At 51.9% G+C, this 18475-nt stretch carries 15 protein-coding genes; 4 read left to right on the top strand and 11 right to left on the bottom strand.

Translation table 11 applies throughout. The annotated features are described in order from the left end of the window. Window positions 1-206 precede the first annotated feature (206 nt). Entirely contained in the window at window positions 207-335 is a 129-nt protein-coding gene (locus tag MCJ35_RS31610) for a hypothetical protein (protein WP_275891631.1), read from the top strand. Between the two features lie 72 nt (window positions 336-407). Beyond that, the gene (locus MCJ35_RS08045) at window positions 408-917 is read left to right on the top strand and encodes a GNAT family N-acetyltransferase (RefSeq protein ID WP_025482119.1); all 510 of its coding nucleotides are present in this window, start codon (window positions 408-410) and stop codon (window positions 915-917) included. A 440-nt stretch (window positions 918-1357) separates the two neighbouring features. Here the strand turns inward: MCJ35_RS08045 and MCJ35_RS08040 are convergent, their stop codons facing one another. Beyond that, the gene (locus tag MCJ35_RS08040; protein ID WP_025482120.1) at window positions 1358-1912 is read right to left on the bottom strand and encodes a DJ-1 family glyoxalase III; all 555 of its coding nucleotides are present in this window, start codon (window positions 1910-1912) and stop codon (window positions 1358-1360) included. A 182-nt stretch (window positions 1913-2094) separates the two neighbouring features. On the opposite strand from MCJ35_RS08040, the gene MCJ35_RS08035 reads away from it, so the two are divergent. Further along, complete coding sequence (locus MCJ35_RS08035; protein ID WP_008725243.1) at window positions 2095-2553, top strand: CYTH domain-containing protein; 459 nt, start codon at window positions 2095-2097, stop codon at window positions 2551-2553. 161 nt (window positions 2554-2714) lie between these two features. On the opposite strand, the gene MCJ35_RS08030 is transcribed toward MCJ35_RS08035, so the two are convergent. The 7 genes from MCJ35_RS08030 to MCJ35_RS08000 all read right to left on the bottom strand — a co-directional run bounded on the left by MCJ35_RS08030 (window position 2715) and on the right by MCJ35_RS08000 (window position 13003). After that, window positions 2715-4370: an ABC transporter permease subunit gene (locus tag MCJ35_RS08030; protein WP_025482121.1), complete on the bottom strand. Its 1656-nt coding sequence runs from the start codon at window positions 4368-4370 to the stop codon at window positions 2715-2717. A gap of 15 nt (window positions 4371-4385) precedes the next feature. Continuing rightward, complete coding sequence (locus MCJ35_RS08025; protein ID WP_008725240.1) at window positions 4386-5894, bottom strand: sugar ABC transporter ATP-binding protein; 1509 nt, start codon at window positions 5892-5894, stop codon at window positions 4386-4388. Between the two features lie 116 nt (window positions 5895-6010). After that, window positions 6011-7348 (bottom strand): substrate-binding domain-containing protein, encoded by a 1338-nt coding sequence (locus MCJ35_RS08020; protein WP_025482124.1) that lies wholly within the window; start codon window positions 7346-7348, stop codon window positions 6011-6013. Window positions 7349-7509: 161 nt separating this feature from the next. Next, a complete protein-coding gene (locus tag MCJ35_RS08015; RefSeq protein ID WP_008725236.1) occupies window positions 7510-8562 on the bottom strand; it encodes a galactose ABC transporter substrate-binding protein in 1053 nt (350 codons plus the stop codon). Window positions 8563-8594: 32 nt separating this feature from the next. Further along, window positions 8595-9566: a substrate-binding domain-containing protein gene (locus tag MCJ35_RS08010; RefSeq protein WP_025482126.1), complete on the bottom strand. Its 972-nt coding sequence runs from the start codon at window positions 9564-9566 to the stop codon at window positions 8595-8597. Next, complete coding sequence (locus tag MCJ35_RS08005) at window positions 9556-11352, bottom strand: sensor histidine kinase (RefSeq protein ID WP_025482129.1); 1797 nt, start codon at window positions 11350-11352, stop codon at window positions 9556-9558. The genes MCJ35_RS08010 and MCJ35_RS08005 overlap by 11 nt, the downstream gene beginning before the upstream one ends. 10 nt (window positions 11353-11362) lie before the next feature. Next, the gene (locus MCJ35_RS08000; RefSeq protein ID WP_008725233.1) at window positions 11363-13003 is read right to left on the bottom strand and encodes a response regulator; all 1641 of its coding nucleotides are present in this window, start codon (window positions 13001-13003) and stop codon (window positions 11363-11365) included. A gap of 241 nt (window positions 13004-13244) precedes the next feature. Here MCJ35_RS08000 and MCJ35_RS07995 point away from each other — a divergent pair, with 241 nt between their 5' ends. Further along, window positions 13245-14651, top strand: a complete 1407-nt coding sequence (locus MCJ35_RS07995; RefSeq protein WP_008725232.1) for an amidophosphoribosyltransferase — start codon at window positions 13245-13247, stop codon at window positions 14649-14651. A 13-nt stretch (window positions 14652-14664) separates the two neighbouring features. Here MCJ35_RS07995 and MCJ35_RS07990 read toward each other — a convergent pair whose 3' ends face one another. The 3 genes from MCJ35_RS07990 to MCJ35_RS07980 form a co-directional block, all read right to left on the bottom strand. Then, complete coding sequence (locus MCJ35_RS07990) at window positions 14665-15315, bottom strand: precorrin-8X methylmutase (RefSeq protein ID WP_120058246.1); 651 nt, start codon at window positions 15313-15315, stop codon at window positions 14665-14667. A 157-nt stretch (window positions 15316-15472) separates the two neighbouring features. Continuing rightward, the gene (locus tag MCJ35_RS07985; RefSeq protein ID WP_155858371.1) at window positions 15473-17059 is read right to left on the bottom strand and encodes a cobyric acid synthase; all 1587 of its coding nucleotides are present in this window, start codon (window positions 17057-17059) and stop codon (window positions 15473-15475) included. Window positions 17060-17104: 45 nt separating this feature from the next. Continuing rightward, window positions 17105-18322, bottom strand: coding sequence for a pyridoxal phosphate-dependent aminotransferase (locus MCJ35_RS07980; RefSeq protein WP_025482131.1), 1218 nt, complete (start codon window positions 18320-18322; stop codon window positions 17105-17107). Window positions 18323-18475: the final 153 nt, after the last annotated feature.

Below are 18475 nucleotides of genomic sequence, written 5' to 3'. Positions count from 1 at the left end.
GGGTTCCTCCTTAAAATATATGTGATTCGCCCATGAACCATGAGGGCGCTACACTTCAATGTACCATTATAGCATGCTCAAAATGAAAATACCAGCATTTTTTCATAAATTTCCTGTACATATTTCCCTGTATATCCAGCCCCAGTCAGAAACACAGTTTTCGGTCGGATAGTCCATGCCTATTAATATTGAAGGGAGCCAAGACGATGCAGACCACCATTACAGGCGCGGCGCAGCCACGCGGGAACGCCCATGCCCCATGCTTCATCAAACGGATTGGCTACGCGGTTTACAATGACATATACGGCAGGGTTACTCGTCATATAAGAGACTGATTCGGGCTTTTCATTCCCTTGGCGCCGTGCTATACTTTATACTCCACTCTATATAGTAAGGAGGAAAAGCACTTGTATACCATTCGACAGGCGATCGAAGACGACGCCGCACAACTGGCCGCGCTGCGGCCTATATTGGATGCAGAGACAGAAAACATGGACCGCGAACCGGGGGAAGCCCACCTGGATGAAGCCGCCTGGCGCGCTATAATCGCCGGGGATAAGGCGGAAAATAACCACCTGTTTTTGGTGGCGGAGGATGGCGGACGGCTGGTGGCCTATTGCCGCTGTGCCGGCTCCCGCCTGGTCCGCCTGCGACATCAGGCCGAGTTTGGTGTATGCGTCTTGAAAGAATACTGGGGGCAGGGAATCGGAGGGGAGATGCTGCGGCGGTGCATTACCTGGGCCGAGACGGGGTCCCGCTTGCACAAGCTAACCCTGCGGGTGATGGCGACAAATACTTCTGCCATCAAGCTGTATGAAAGTCAGGGGTTTGTACAGGAGGGCATTTTGCGCGATGACAAGCTGCTAAGCGATGGGCGGTATTACGACACCCTGCTCATGGCGCGGATTTTCAAATAGCCGTAAGCTGCGCGAATAAGACCACTGCGGATCATGAGCACGTCATCCTGGCTATCCTCCCGGAGTCACTTGGATTCCCGCTGGAGATTGTGGGCCTGGCAGCCGGTGTCCACGCCTTCAACGACATGGGGAATGACCATGATTAACTGTCTGGATGACCTGGCAGGCACTACCATTGTAGGCCATGCAGAGAAAAAGCGGGTGCGCAAGGAAGGATGCACAGGAAACAGGACGCAGCCGCCAGACAGGTCCTGAGGTTCCCATGCGCAATCCGTCATGCCTTACGTTTAAAACGATATACTTTGCATCACATCAAAAAAACTCCCCCGCTTGTGCCGCATCTTCCATCGATGCGGCACAAGCGGGGGAATTCCATTATTCCTGCGGATTCCATCACTCCTGCAGTTTCATTATTCCTGCAGGTTCCATCACTCCTGCAGTCAACCGCGGCTGTACTGGATGGCTGCCGCAATCTTCTGGGCCTGCTGGGGTCCCTGAAGAAGACGTATCAGTTCAAGGCCAAGATCCAGCGCATATCCCAGGCCCCTGCCAGTGGTGATATTGCCGTCAGTGACAACGCCCTGGCTTGTGTAGGATACCCCGGTAAGCTGCTCCTCAAATCCAGGATAACAGGTGGCTGTCCTGCCCTTTAACAGCCCCATGGCTCCAAGGACACTGGGTGCCGCGCAGATGGCAGCCACCCTCCGGCCCTGCTTATTCGCACGTTCAATGGCTTCCCTAAGCCCCCGGTGTTCCCTCAGGTTATTGGTACCAGGCATCCCACCCGGCAAAAACAGCACATCAGCCTGATCAGGATCCGCCTCCTCAAACAGCGCATCCGCCATTAACCGGATTCCATGGGATCCTGTGACCTCTTTCTTTCCGGACACGGAAACCATTGTCACCTCAACTCCGGAACGGCGAAGCACGTCCACTACCGCAAGACATTCAACCTCTTCCAGCCCTTCCGCCAGAAATGCATAAACCTTTGCCATGATTTTCTCCCTTTCCTGCCATACTGACACAATACAACATAACAACGCACAATATTTTTATTTTATCATTTTAGTCTTTTTCTGAAAAGTGATAAATGATATGATAGTAAAATGGAAAAAATAACATTCCTTAGTAAAATCCACTAATTGCATTATGTATACAGTATTTGGAGGTATGAAAGATGGAAATTGAAAGGAAATATCTGGTGAATCAAGTCCCCGCAGACTACATGGAATTCCCCTGCCATGCCATTGAGCAGGCTTACCTGTGCACCAGCCCCGTGGTGCGCATCCGCAAGGAGGATGACAGCTATTATCTCACCTACAAAGGAAAAGGCCTGATGGCCAGGGAAGAATATAACCTTCCCCTCAATGAACAGGCTTACACCCATCTGCTTAAAAAGGCGGACGGCATCATCCTGACCAAGACGCGCTATCTGATCCCACTGGAAGGTTCCGGTCATCTGACCATAGAATTGGATGTATTCGAAGGAACCTACAAAGGCCTTATACTGGCCGAGGTAGAATTCCCCACTGAGGAGGAAGCGCTCACCTTCATCCCGCCCCAATGGTTCGGCAAAGATGTAACGTTTTCCGGCGAATACCAGAACAGCAGGCTGGCCTGCGATTTAAGCCGGTAACCGTTCACCCAATGGCTGCCTTTGTCCGGGCCTGGCAGCCATTGGGCGCAGAAAAAGGCTGGCTGCGGGTTTGCAGCCAGCCTTCTGTTTCCAGCCGGTCTTCAGACGGCCCCCGGCATCTCAAGGCTGCCGGCACCGCATCAAACAAATCTTACTAAATCTTACTTCTTCTGGACATATTTCAGACAGTCAAGCGTTACTGCCGTGATGATGATGATACCTTCGAATACGAACTGAAGGTTTGTATCAATACCAAGGATGGTAAGGGAGTAGATAAGTACGGTGAAGATCAGCACACCGACTACCACGCCGGAAATCTTACCGATACCACCGGTAAAGGACACGCCGCCCACCACGCAGGCTGCGATTGCATCCATCTCCCAGCCCTGGCCATAAGCAGCGGAGCCGGAACCTACCATTCTTGCGCATTCCAGCCATGATCCGAATCCATAAAGGATACCTGCCAGGATGAATGCCCCCATGGTTACCCCGAATACGGAGATACCTGAAACAGCAGCCGCTTCCGGGTTGCCGCCCACTGCGTATAAGTTCTTGCCGAAGGTGGTTTTATTCCAGATGAACCATACGATTACAATTGCCGCCACTGCCCAAAGGATGATGGTTGGGAATCCGTTTACCTTTGGAATGATCATCTTCGGGATTGCCGGTTCAATGGCACCAAAGGACACGCCCTTTGTGGCATAAGTGACAAGACCAAAGATAACCAGCATGTTGGCCATGGTTGATATGAACGGATGCATCTTGAATTTGGCTGTAAAGAAACCTCCAATTGCCGTAAAGCACGTACAGAGGACAATACACATAAACAGTGCAAATACAACCCTTAAGCCAATGGGCATCCCTGTGAAGTCAAACACGTGTCCGAACACAGCGCCTGTATTAATACCCTGGTGCATGATGATGGTTGCAGTGGTCATACCCATACCGACCATACGTCCGATGGAAAGGTCCGTACCAGTAAGGAGGATAAGCCCTGCCACGCCCAGCGCAAGGAACATCCTTGGGGAAGCCTGCTGCAGGATATTCAAAATATTGTTATAGGTAAGCAGTTTTACATTCTTCACCACCGGAGCAGCGATACACAGTCCGATGAAAATCAGGATGATGGCAATATACAGACCGTTCTGCAGTAAGAATGTCCTGCGGTTGAATGTATATTTATAATTTTCCCATTTCTGCGCCCTGGTCTCCATGAAGGTGAATTTGGACAGACGGAGCATATCAATCAGGTGGTACTGCCATGCAAAAGCAGCATGCCTTCTGTCCTTAATGCGCTGAAGTTCCTTGTCTAAGTCCATCTTCGCGTCAAACAGACGGTTCTTATGGACGTACTTCTCATCCTTAATCTCCTGATGGTCGGTAAGCTTTGACAGTGTCTTTTCATGCTCCTTGTTAAGCTCAGCAACCCTGGTGTCATATTTTTCCTTTGCCAGCGCCTTTTCCTGTTCGCAGCTTGCCTTTAAGGGCTGATAATAGTCCTTATCAAAATGCGCCTTGAGGTAACCCTCCGCATCGGAAATCAATTTTGCGATTTCATCTTTATTCTTTGCCTCAACAGCCTTTGCCTTTTCCATCTCCGCGCTGTTGGCAGCAATCCTGTTCGCTCTTTCTTCTTTTGTAAGGGAACGGTCCCTCTTTGCCGCATCGATACTGTTCTGCAGGGCTACTACCCTGTTCGTACCATCGGTCCTGAGGCTGTCAATCTTTTTCTGAATTTCACCAACATAATCCTCAATTGGCTGACGCAGCTGCATCTCCTGTTCAGCCGTAAGAGTCTCATTGTTTCCTTTCGCCATATCCATGAATCCCCCTTATAGGTATTTTGCACTGAGCCTCAAAAGTTCTTCCTGATCCGTCTCTTTTGTATTGACAATTCCTGAAAGACGTCCATTTGACATAACACCAATACGGTTTGTGATACCCAGTATCTCCGGCATCTCAGAAGAAACAACGATGATTGTCTTCCCCTGTTTCGCCATATTGATGATCAGCTCATATATTTCATACTTTGCACCCACATCGATACCTCTTGTGGGTTCGTCCATCATAAACACCTGCGGACTGCGTTCCAGCCATTTTCCAAAGATGACCTTCTGCTGGTTGCCGCCGGAAAGGCTGGAAATCATGTCATCAGGACCCATACACTTGGTATGCATGATTTTTATTTCCTTTGCCGTGGCCTTTACCATCTTTGCATCGGAAAGCGCCATTCCTGACATGTACTGCTGCAGGTTGGCAATGGTGGTATTAAAGGTAAGGTCACCCTTTAAAAACAGGCCGTTTGCCTTCCGCTCCTCAGTAATCATGGCAAAGCCATGCTCCATGGCTTCCTTTGCGCTGCTGAAATTCATAAGACGGTTATTGAAATAAACCCGCCCTGCCGCTCTGGTGCGGACACCAAAGATTGTTTCCAAAAGTTCTGTCCGCCCTGCCCCCACCAGGCCGTAAAGCCCGAATATCTCGCCTTCTTTTACGTCAAACGAGACATCCTGCAGATGAGGTTCAAACTTCGTGGATAAATTCTGTATGGACAGGATCACATCCCCAGGGGTATTGTCAACCGGAGGGAACCGGTTATCAAGGGAACGGCCCACCATTGCCGCAATCAGCTCATTCATGTTTGCATCCTTGGTGCTCTTTGTCATGACCAGGTTGCCATCCCGAAGCACTGATATCTCATCGCAGATTTCAAAAATCTCATCCATCTTGTGGGAAATATAAATCAGGGCGATTCCCTGCTCTTTTAACATCCTCATCATCTCGAAGAGCTTATCAACCTCCTGTACGGTCAGGGAGGAAGTAGGCTCATCCAGAACAATCACTCTGGAATTATAGGAAATGGCCTTAGCGATTTCACACATCTGCCTCTGTGATACGGACATGCGACCCATGGGCTGGGTAAGGTTAACGGTCATGCCCAATTTCCTAAAAAGCTCAGCGGCTTCCTTTTTCATTCTGCCTTCATCAATTACACCCATGGAATTGACCGGATAGCGTCCAAGGAACAGATTATCAATCACATTCCGCTCCAGACACTGGTTGAGTTCCTGGTGGACCATTGCAATGCCGTTTTCAAGAGCATCCTTTGGTCCAGAAAAGCTTACTTCCTTGCCATTCAGGAAGATATTTCCCTCGTCTTTCTGGTAAGTGCCGAAAAGGCACTTCATCATGGTTGACTTGCCGGCGCCATTCTCACCCATAAGCCCCATAACGGTTCCACGCTTCACATCCAGGTTGATATGGTCCAGAACCCTGTTACGGCCGAAGGACTTGCTCATACCGCGTATTGATAAGACGATATCATCTTTCTTATCTGCCATTATTTTACTCCTGTATACATAGATTGATTGGTTTCAGTATTAAGTCTAAATCGATTATTAGGGAGAATTTCTTCTCCCTAATAACAGTCAACAGTACATTTTTATTTCAATGATTATTACTGCTCAAGCAGAGATGTGTATGAAGCTGCGTTATCTGTCTTAACCATGTTAATGGCAAATGCGTCATACTGGCTTGGATTTCCAAGACGGTTTGTGATGTTGGACTCAGTCTGTCCGTCACCGCCGATGTAGTCAACCTTCAGGTTGAGAAGCTTATCATACTTCTGAAGCAGCGGCTGATAGGTGGAACCCAGGAAGTTATCAGCTGAGTTGTAGATGTTCAGCCATACAGCCTTTTCAGGGCTTGTGCTGGCATCCAGCTGGTTGGATACAGGTGCATAAACCATGGTGGAATCCATGAAATCCTGGTAGTTGTCAGAAGTAACAGCAACGTTCAGGGCGTAGTAGGAACGCTCATCTGCCCTGTATACATATACATCGTCACTCAGGACATTACCTGCTGGATCTGGTGTTGCAATACCGGTGTTAATGTCAACTCCGTCCAGTGCATTACGAAGCACACGAAGTGTCAGATATGCCTGTACGTCTGCATGCTGGCTGATTGTGCCGCCGTAGCCTTCTGCGATGGCAGCAACTGCGTCGCTGTTTGCATCATAGCCGAATGTAGGAACGTTGTTATCCTTGGACCATGCGTTAAACATGGACATGCCCATGCCGTCGTTATTGGATACAACGATATCAATCTGGTCGCCGAAAGAGGAAGACCATGTGCCGATTCCGTTACCAGCGGTAGCTGCATCCCATGTAGCTCCTGCGGAGTTCTTCATCTCCTGGGAAGCCAGCTCGCGGACCACGTATGTCTTGCCGCCCACTTCAATGGAGCCGTCCTGTACAACAGTGGCTGTGCCATCTGCGTTTGTACCAACCGGATCGCTGTTGATGTTGCCGTCTTTATCAACGCCTGTTCCAAGAGCCTTACGGACGCCTCTTGTACGTGCAATGGAGTCATTATGTCCGATATCCCCGATTGCCAGGACATAACCGATGATTCCGTCGCCGTTGCGGTCGATTGTGTCAATGTTCTTCTCGATGTAATCCTTAACCATGGTACCCTGAAGCTCAGCGCCCTGGTTGGCGTCGAAACCTACATAGTATGTATCCTTATTGAAATTCAGGGCTGTCATATCCAGCTGTCCTGTAGCACTGCTGGATGGCTGGCGGTTAAACCATACCAATGGTTTGTCCTTGTTGGCCATTTCTGCGCCGCTGTCAGCTGCTGCTGCCTCGGTCGTCGTGTCAGCTGCTGCCTCAGTTGTGGTATCACCACCAGCGGCTGCTGTTGTTGGTGCTTCCGTTGGCTTGCTTCCGCCGCCGCAGGCAACGAGTGATAATGCCATGGAACACGCAAGGGCAACACTTAATGCTTTTTTCATTTTGAATTCCTCCCTTATAAATATTATGATTGTCTTTGGTTGTTTTTGCTTAACAACAAGGCCATTATACGGCCTGGTTGTGCATTTTTCCATAGGATTTTTAAAGAATGATTATAAAATTTCTTTGATTCTGTATTTTTTTATCAGGTTTTTATGGGAGCTTACTTATTTTTAAGCAGTTTTGCCTCCTCCTGGGTCAGGACCCGCTGGGGACACCAGTAATATTTCCCATTGACCAGCGGTACCACGGACTTAGGGTCCTGGTCCAGGGACAGGCTCCAGGCAATGTCGAATATGGCCTGGGCGTAACGTTCCTTGTCCGATTCCACGGTGGCGAAGAGGGTTCCCTCCTCCAGGGCCTTTATGCCCACCGGGGTGCCGTCAATGCCCACCACCTTGATGGAATTGGCCCCGATCCCGGCCCGGTTCATGGCGTCGATAGCGCCCAGGGCCATGTCATCATTGTTGCTGACCACCAGTTCTATCTGTCCCGGGTATTCCTTCAGCCACTGTTCCATCAGGGCGGAAGCCTGGCTCCTGTCCCAGTTGGCAATCCCCCCTGTAATCTTCTCCAGGGGAACCCCTCCGTCCTTTAATGTCTGGATGGACCACTCCGTGCGGATCAGGGAGTCCTGGTGGCTGGTCTCCCCCTCCAGGAGCACATAACTCACCAGACCGTTCCCGTTGGCGTCCAGGGTGCGGGAATCCTTCCTGTATGCATCCACCAGGGCATCTCCCTGGAGCACCGCCGATTCCTTTGCATCCGCGCCCACATAGTACAGCTTTTCCCAGCGGTTCATGTCCTCCTCCACCGGTTCCCGGTTAAAGAACACCACAGGGGTCCCCGCATCCATGGCTTTGTCAATGATGATGGAAGCCGATGAACGGTCCACGCTATTGATGCACAAAGCGTCACAGCCCAGGGAAATCAGGCGCTCCACCTGGCTGTTCTGGGTATTCTGGCTTCCCTTGGAGTCCAGGATATCCAGCTTCACCTTAATTCCTGTTTTCTGTTCATATTCCTTTGCCTTATCCTCCAGGCCTGCGCGCAGGGTTCCGATGAAGGTATCATCCCCGCGGTAGAGAAGGACCCCGATGCGGATGGAATTCTTCTTTGTCTGCCGCTGTCCTTCATTTTCCCTGTACTGCCAGAACCCTATGAGGATGCCGATTCCTAAACAAACCGCCAGTAAATAAATCCAATTCCGCTTCATGGCCCATACCCCTTTCATTTTCCCGATTTCCGCTACTCAATGGGATAGAACATTTTCTCATATGTCTTATCCCTCAGCCTGTCCTTATCCACGTAGATGGCCGTAAGCCGCGTCTCCTGCTTCTGGTGCGTGCCCTGGATGGCTTCCACCGCCTGCTTCACGCTTAAATATCCCTCGTCAAACTGGTTATAGGCCGTCATCCCCGTGACAATCCCCTTTTCCAGCGCCCTGAGTAAGGATGTGGTGCTCCCCACTCCGTAAAGCCCTGACACCCTGCCCTGGTATATGGTGTCCTCCTCCAGTATCTGGGCTGCCTGGTCCAGGGACTGTACATCCAGGGCTATGATGGTGATCTTGCCGCTGCCGGGGGAATCCGTTTCCTGGACAGCCTGCCTATATGTGTCCTGGTTCTTCTTCTCAATGAGCCGGTAATCATACCCATGTTCCTCCAGCACGCCACTGACCCCCTCATAGACCAGGGCGCCGTCCCCATAGTCTAACCCCTTGCAAAAGAGATAGACCGGGACGTCCTTCGGGGCCTGGGATACAGCGGCCTCCCCCAGCATCCTTCCAATCTCCTGGCTGTCCACACCGATGGTATCCGCCACCCTGCCGCTGGACTGGGGACGGCCAAGAAAGAGGACCGGGCAGCCCGGATTCATGGTCTCCAGCTCCTTGACCGCCTCCTCCGGCTTCACCGGAGCCAGGATGACAGCCCGCGCCCCATCCCTGATTTCCCGTTTCACCAGCTCCGTCTGCTGTGCCTGGTCATGGTCGGCGTAAAGGGTGATGAAGCTGACGTCCCCGTGGAACTCCACCGCCGCCTGTTCCATGCCCTTTTTTAAATTAACATAGTAGTCATCATTGTCCCCGTCGATGATGACGGAAACCGGGTATACCTCGATTTCCTTTTCCTTGATGATAAGGTCCGTGGAGGACATCAAAAACAGCAGGACCAGGATACCGGCCCATATGCACCAGAGAATCTTCCCTTTATTTGACATAGGCTTCCTCTTTCTTTGCTTCCTGATAGGAAATGGCCGGCAGATGCGCCGTCACCGTGGTTCCCTCATCTGGTTCCGACTGGATTTCAAGGCCGTAACCAGTTCCAAAATAGAGCTTGATCCGCTCATTCACATTCTTCACGCCGATACCCGACCCCCTGCCTGAGGGCATATGGTCCGCGGCTGAGAACAGGCGGTCCACCTGCTCCCGGGTCATGCCTAAGCCATTGTCGGACACGCTCATATAAAGGTCATCCTCCCGGCGCCATGCCCTGACCAGGATTTCCCCGTCCCCGTCCATGAACTCCATGCCGTGGTAGATGGCATTTTCCACCAGGGGCTGGAGCATGAGCTTTAAGCTTGCCAGTTCCAGGACATCCTCATCCGCCTCAATGGCATAGGTGAATTTATTCTTATAGCGCATATGCTGGATCATCAGGTAATTGCGCACGTGCTCCAGCTCGTCCCTTACCGGGATGATGCTCTTTCCCTTGCTTAAGCTGATGCGGAAGAATCTTGCAAGGGCCGTCACCACCTTCACGGCCTCGGACTGCTTTTCATTTTCAATCATCCACACAATGATATCCAGGGTATTGTAGAGGAAATGGGGGTTGATCTGGGACTGGAGGGTGTCAAATTCACTTCTCCGCTTGGATTCATGCTCCGCCACAATATCGTTCATCAGCTTCCGGATCCGTCTGGCCATGCTCTGGATGGAAGTGCCCAGATGCTGTATCTCATAGGAACCGGCGCTTTTCACCTCCACCTCCAGGTTTCCTTCCTCAATCTCATTGACCGCCTTCTCCAGCTCCTTGATGGGATCCGTGATCCTGGTGGAAATGTAGGAGTTGATGATGGAGAGGATGAACAGCACGAAGGCGATGATGAACACCATCAGAAGCTTTGTCTTGATGTTGTTGAGGGACATGCCGTCAAGAGGCGTCACGCCCACAATCTTCCATCCCGTATATCCCACGGTCTTCACGGACACAATCCGCTTTTCCCCGCCGAATACCTCCTCGTAATTGCCGTCCTTAAGGCCGGCCGCCTCCAGGTTGTTCTCCCTGACAATGCCGGAGTCGATAAGCTGGGCCTTTGGGTGGTAGATGATTTCCCCATCGCTGCTAATCAGGTACGCATATCCGCCGTTGCCCAGGTTCACGCCGTCAAACAGCCGTTCCAGGCTGTTGTAGCGGATATCAATGAGCAGCACGCCCTGGTCCGTATAGGGACCGTTGGTGATTTCCACTGCCCTTGACATGGAAATGACCCAGCGGTACTGGCTTTCGCTTCCATCGAAGATTGTCTGTACATGGGGTGTGGAGAAATGAAGGTTCTCCGTCTTTAAAAGGGTGTTCTGGAACCAGTTCTCGTCGATTACGTCTATATTGGATTTGAGCCTGGCCGCGGGCACGGATTCCAGCATCTGCCCGGTCTTGGACAGCAGGGCGATATTTTCAATATTATCCTTGTTATTGTCATAGAGAAGGGTAATCTCGCTGCCAATGGAACCGTCTGAAAGGTCTGCGTTCTTGATTACGCCGTAATAAAGGGAATCGGACAGCTTCATCACTGTCTGCAGGTAGGAATCCATGGAACGGTTAATCTGGTTAATCAGTATCTGGTTCTCTTCCTGTATGGTGTCCGCCATCTGTCCCGACAGCCTTGTATAGAGGGAAATTCCGATGAATACGCTGGCAGCCAGGGCGGTCAGCGTAAAATAAATGAATATGATGTAGCGGATGCTGGCCTTCTGCACCCCCTGCCTCTGCTTTTCAAAAAGCATGTCCGTCTCCTTACCTTTTCGCTCCCCTGAACTTAGTGGGGGAAATCCCGAAGCGTTTCTTGAACACATAGCTGAAATAGTTCTGTTCCTGATACCCCACCTTGGATGCAATCACATAGGTCTTGTCATCGGTCTTATTGAGCAGCTCCACCGCCTTGTTGAGCCGGACCTCGGTCAGGTAGGCGATGTAAGCCTGTCCCGTCTCCTTCTTGAACATGGTGGAGAAATAGGCCGGGCTCATATGCAGGTGGCGGCAGATTTTCTCCACGGAAAGGTCCGGATCCTGGTAATTGTCCATGATATATTCCTTGGCCTCCTGGATTACCTGCTTCATGGTGTTGTCACGTTCCTGGTTCATCACCTGGTTCATCCGCAGGGCCACGGACAGAAGCCACTGGCTGAAATCCTCTTTTTTCTGCATCTTGGGAATCAGGGCAAAGGTATCCTCGTGCTCCTCCCCCTCCTCCAGGATCTGGGCCATATCCAGGTCATGCTGCTGGATCCTCTGTATGATGCTGCTGGACACGCTCAGCATATAAGCCTGGCACTGGCGGAAATGCACCTTTGCATCGCTCATCTTATCCATGACGCTGCGCACGGCTTCCTCTATCTTTTCCCTGGGGCCGAACTTGATGGCCGCAATCAGCTCCGCCTCGTCCTTGCCGTCAAACTGCAGCTTACCGCCGCTGACCGGCTCCACGTCATTGATGTAGATGGTGCTCCCGCTTCCCACGATGGCCTTATATCCAAGGGCGTCCACCGCAGCCTTGTAGGAACTGCTGATTTCAGACAATGCCTGGCACCCGTGGCCGATTCCCACCGTGATGGGGACCTCCAGGATTTTCTTTGTCTCCTTGCAGATATCACCCAATACATCAATCAGCCCGGTCTGGCTGTTCTCCCCGTCAATGGCCGCAATGACCGCAATCTCCGCCGCCGCCGTCCTGGCCGAGGTGGCCAGGGCGCAGCGGCAGTAATTCCTTAACTTCTCCTCCACGATCTGCATCACGGAGATGGGAATCAGGTCCTTCTCCTTGTGCAGGGGGAGCATGGCACTGCCCCGGATTTCCTCCGGCTCGATATCGATGGCGGCAGCCACCCACTTCTTGGCCCCGGCAAGGGGTATGTCATATTCCTGCAGACGGTCGGCCACGGTTTCTTCCGGCACTGGATAACTGATCAGCTCGTTGATGAACTGTTCGCGCAGGATGGGAAGGCTTTTGATATAGTTCTCCCGCAGCAGGCTTACATTCCGCTTCTGTTCGATTTCCTCGTCCAGGTTGGATTTGATGCGCTTTAAGATGGCGGTCAGCTCCTCCACGTTCACGGGCTTTAATATATACTCCGTCACATTCAGCTTGATGGCCTGCTTGGCGTATTCAAAGTCATCGTATCCGGAAAATATGACGATTTTGATGGAGGGATATTTCTGGCGCACCTTCTCCGCCAGGGTCAGCCCGTCCATGTACGGCATACGGATATCCGTAAGGATCAGGTCCGGCTCCAGTGCCTCCACCTTCTCCATGGCGTCCTCCCCGTTCTCCGCGTCCCCCACAACCTGAAACCCTGCTTCTGTCCAGTTAATCTTCCTGATGATGCTCTGTCTGACCTCTTCCTCGTCATCCACCAGAATAATCCTGTATAAGTCCATATGAATGCCCCTTTTCTCCTCTATGATAAAATATCTTTCTGAAATCCTGGCTGTTAATATATCCATTAATTATACAATGAGTCCTATTATTTTGCAATTCCCCGGATGTCCTGCACTGCTTATGAGGCATTATAAGTATAAATAATATATCATTCATATTGTCCTTTAATGCTAATATATGTTATGATAAGTCCTGTAACAGGCAGAATGACAGACCACTACTATCAAAGAGGGAATATACATGGGCGGAATATTTGGTGTTGTATCTAAGAACAGCTGTACATTGGATCTTTTTTTCGGAGTCGATTACCACTCCCATCTTGGTACAAAGCGCGGCGGCATGGCCGTGTATGGGGAACAGGGCTTTGCCCGCTCCATCCATAATATAGAAAACAGCCCGTTCCGTACAAAATTTGACGGCGATTTAAACGAGCTGGAGGGATATTTTGGGATTGGATGTATTTCCGATAACGAACCCCAGCCCTTATTAATCCAGTCACACCTGGGAAGTTTTGCCATCACCACGGTGGGCAAGATCAACAACCAGGACGAGCTGATACAGGAAGCATACAGGAACGGACATATACATTTTATGGAAATGAGTCACGGGCGCATCAATTCCACGGAGCTGGTGGCTGCCCTGATCAACCAGAAGTCTTCCCTGGTGGAAGGGCTGTTGTATGCCCAGGAGCGGATTGAGGGCTCCATGACCATACTGCTGCTGACCCCAAAAGGCATCTACGCTTCCAGGGACAGATACGGCAGGACACCTGTTGTAATCGGAAAAAAGGAGGACGCTTTCTGCGCCTCATTTGAGAGTTTTGCCTTTATCAACCTGGGCTACTCCGACTACAAGGAGCTTGGCCCCGGGGAAATCGTCTTCATGACCCCGGAATCAGTGGAAACCATGAGTCCCCCAAGACAGGAGATGAAAATCTGTTCCTTCCTCTGGGTCTACTACGGCTATCCCACCTCCACCTACGAGGGGGTGAACGTGGAGAGCATGCGCTATGAATGCGGAAAGCTTCTGGCCAAACGGGACGAGGCAAGGCCTGACGTGGTGGCCGGCGTACCTGATTCGGGAATCGCCCATGCCATCGGCTATGCCAATGAATCCGGCATCCCCTTTGCACGCCCCTTCATCAAATACACACCTACCTGGCCCCGTTCCTTCATGCCCCAGAACCAGGGCCAGCGCAACCTGATTGCGAAAATGAAGCTGATTCCCGTGGACGCGCTGATCCGAGGCAAAAAACTGCTGCTGATTGACGATTCCATTGTCAGGGGGACCCAGTTGGGCGAAACCTCTGAATTCCTATACCAGAGCGGCGCAAAGGAAGTCCATATCCGGCCCGCCTGCCCGCCCCTGATGTTTGGCTGCCCCTATCTTAATTTCTCCCGCTCCTCCTCGGAGCTGGACCTGATTACCAGACGTATCATCAAGGACCGGGAAGGTGACTGCGTATCAGATGAACTGCTGGCAGACTATGCCAACCCGGACAGTGGTAATTACAAGGAAATGATGGAGGAAATCAGGAAACGCCTTAACTTTACCACACTCCGCTACCACAGGCTGGACGACCTGGTGGAATCCATCGGCATTTCCCCATGTAAGCTCTGCACCTACTGCTGGAACGGAAAAAAATAAATCATTTACCCAATCATCCAATCTGATAAAGGAGGGCATTGCAGATGGCGGCCGCCACGTTGCTGCCCCCCTTTCTTCCTTTTGCCACGATGTAGGGCGTATCCCCAAGCGTGAGGATCAGTTCCTTGGACTGGACCACGTTCACGAAACCGACCGGCGCCCCTATGACCAGGGCCGGGGTAATGCTCCCCTCCTTCACCAGTTCATAAAGACGGATCAGGGCAGTGGGGGCATTGCCGATGGCAAAGATACAGGGACGGTTCCTTCCAAATAACCGGGCCGCCTTCTCCATGCTGGCCACTGCCCTGGTGGTCCCCTTTTCAGCCGCCTCCCTGGCCACGTCCTCATCTGCCATGAAGCAGAGCGCTTCCCCTCCCAGGGAAGACAGTTTCTTCTTATTCACCCCGGACCATCCCATATTGGTGTCCGTGATGATCACAGCCCCCTGTCTGAGGGCGTCAATCCCCTTTTGCACCGCGTGTTCAGAGAACACCAGGTTCCCGGCATACTCAAAATCAGCCGTTGTATGGATGGCCCGCTTGATGACCGGCTCCTGTTCCGGCTCCAGGCGGATTCCCATGGATTGCAGCTCCTGGTCAATCAGTTCAAAACTGCGGCGCTCTATCTCCGAGGGAAGCACCTGTTCCAATTGTATATTTAACATTCTGTCTTGTCTCCTTATATGGCAGTCTGGAGCATGGTATCCCAAAGCCCCTGCTGCCGGTCTGTTACTATTTCGTCTGACATCCCATGGCCGGTCTGCTATTGGTCTGTTACGGGTCCATTGCCGCCATTACCTTAAAAAGCGGTCTTTCCGCGCCCTATAACCCCATCATCTTATAAATGGCATCCATATCCAGGCTGGACCGCAGTACATCTGCCAGCTTATCATACTGCTGCTGCCGGTAGGCTTCATAATCCCCTTCCCTGACCTCATCCATGGATATCCCTTTCCGTGCCGCCAGTGAGGATACAATCGTCTCCGCTATCCCCGGATGGTCGAACATACCATGGATGTAGGCCCCGTAGATATTCCCCCGGTTCCATCCGTCCTCCTTCACCCGTTTCCTCTCACAGCCCTGCTGATCCGTATCCTGTACCTCCATCACATAGGAGGCCGGGCGGCAGATGACGGGTTCCCGGCGCCAGGACACCAGCATTGCGGTATCCATGGCCCCATGTTCCCGGTCAATGGACGTGCGGCCCATATGGATTTCATAGCCGCTGATGCATTTGCCTGATAAGGGCGCCAGGACACCGTCCAGTTCTCCCAGGGAACCTTCCACCTGGGTCCTTACCTTTTCCTCCTGGAACTCAGTCCTCAGCGGCAGCAGCCCCATACCTGCAACCTCCCTGCCGCCTGCGGACTCTACACCGGAAACATCCCTGAGCACTTCTCCCAGCATCTGGTATCCGCCGCAGATTCCCCATATGGGTACCTGTTTATGGGCCAGCTTAAGCACTGCGGCCTCCAGGCCGTTCTGGCGCATCCACAGCAGGTCATCCATGGTATTCTTCGTACCCGGAAGGAATACCAGATCCGGCGTCCCCAGTTCTGAAACCCTGGAAACATAGCGCAAGGATACCCCGGGTATCCTGGAAAACACATTAAAATCCGTGAAATTGGATATCCTGGGCAGACGGATGACCGCCAGGTCCACCAGACCGGGGGCCTGACCATTGTCCAGACGGGCGCTTAAACTGTCCTCATCCTCAATATCCACATCCATGTAGGGCACCACCCCCATGACCGGTATGCCGCACAGCTGTTCCAGCATCGCGGTCCCGGGGTCCAGTATGGACCTGTCCCCCCGGAATTTGTTGATGATAAGCCCTTTAACCCGCTTCCGTTCCTCCTGCTCCAGAAGGGCCACGGTGCCGTAAAGCTGGGCAAACACACCGCCCCTGTCAATATCACCTGCCAGCAGCACCGGGGCGTCCACCAGCTTCGCAAGGCCCATGTTCACGATATCGTCTGATTTGAGATTGATTTCCGCCGGGCTTCCCGCGCCCTCAATGACAAGGATGTCATAGGCATTGGACAGCCGTTCATAGGATGCCATGATTTCCGGAATCAGGCTGCGTTTCATGGCAAAGTAATCCCTGGCCTTCATGTTGCCCCTGGAAATGCCATGGACAATCACCTGGGATCCCACATCCGTGGTGGGTTTCAGCAGGATTGGGTTCATATCCACGTGGGGGCGTATGCCTGCCGCCTCTGCCTGGACCACCTGTGCCCGTCCCATCTCCAGGCCCTCCGATGTAATATAGGAATTCAATGCCATGTTCTGGGATTTAAAGGGCGCGGTCCTGTATCCGTCCTGCATGAATATACGGCAAAGTCCGGCTGCCAGGATGCTTTTTCCCGCATTGGACATGGTTCCCTGAATCATGATTGGTCTCGCCATTATCGTTCTCCTCTGTTCGTTCATTTGGGGGCTGTGCTGTTCACTTTAAGCCATCCCGCCTTGCCCTGTTTCTTCTTTTACTGCTTTCGTCATGTACTCCATCAGCCGTTGGTTCTCTTCCCTTGTCTTTACACAGACCCGGTAAAAGGAGGAATTGAGTCCTGGATAATTGCTGCAGCTCCGTATGAGCACCTTGTGCTTCAACAACCGGTGGTACAGCCAGCCTTTTGCGGGCATTTCCATGTCCCGCCCTGCGGGGCCGCCTTGTCCGGCATCTCCATTGTCCGGCCCGGTATCCCCTCTGTCCGGCCCAGTATCCCATCTGTCCGGCCCGGCATCCCCTTTTCCTTGAAATACCTTAAAAAACAGATAGTTGGCCTGGGAGTCATATACGGTAAACCCAAGTTTTTCCAGTTCTACCCGCATCCATTCCCGTTCCGTCCCAACCACTTCCCTCGTACGTCTGACGAAATCCTGCTCTTTAAGGGCTGCCTCGCCTGCCTTTTGGGCAAGGCCCGACACGGACCAAGGCTGCCTCACCTCACCCAGGCGTTCAAGGAGGTGTCCATCACTGCAAAGACCGTATCCCAGCCGCAGTCCTGCCATGGAATACAGCTTGGTAAATGCCTTGAGCACAAAAAGATTGGGGTATTCCTCCAGGAACGGAATCACGGAGCATGCCTCCGGTCCATCCAGGAAATCACAGAAGCATTCATCCATGATAAGGCGCGTGCCATAACCACGGCATACCTGTGCCGCCCGTCTGATTTCCCCTGCCGGTACAGGTATGCCTGTTGGATTATTGGGATTGCACAGGAATACCATGTCATATGGCCTGCCTTCCCCTGCCGCCCCTGTAATCCGCTGGAGAAGGACCTCCGTATCCAGCGAAAATCCTTCCTTTTCCTCCAGGAACAGGTGGTCCACCCTGCATCCGCATGTCACCATTGCCTGTTCATATTCGGAAAAAGCCGGGGCTGTCACCAGTCCTCTCCTTGGCATACAGGCATGGACCAGTCCGAACACCAGGTCCGCCGCTCCATTTCCACAGATAATCCATTCTTCCGGCACTTCATGAAACCGGCCCAGCGCCTCCCGCAGCTTCCCGCAGCGGCTGTCCGGGTATACGCTGCACACATCCGTATGTATACAGGATTCCAGTACCTTCCTTACCCCGTCCGGAAGCCCCAGGGGATTCAAATTGGCGGAATAGTCCATATCGATTTCCCGGGTGTAAATATCCCCGCCGTGCTGATACTGCATGAATCGGTTCTCCTCTCAAGCCATTCTTTACAAACCTTTACAAACACTGCTTTTTGTCCATTTTATTTTCCATGAATCTTCACAAACACTGTTTTCCGTAAAATCCTATTTCCACTAATACTTTTTCCGTATAATCACCTTTTATATCGTGTA

It is taken from the genome of Enterocloster sp. OA13, assembly GCF_022440595.1.
Lineage (GTDB): Bacteria > Bacillota > Clostridia > Lachnospirales > Lachnospiraceae > Enterocloster > Enterocloster hominis.
The sequence above is the reverse complement of the archived record's forward strand: the minus strand, read 5'-3'. Positions and strand labels throughout refer to the sequence as shown.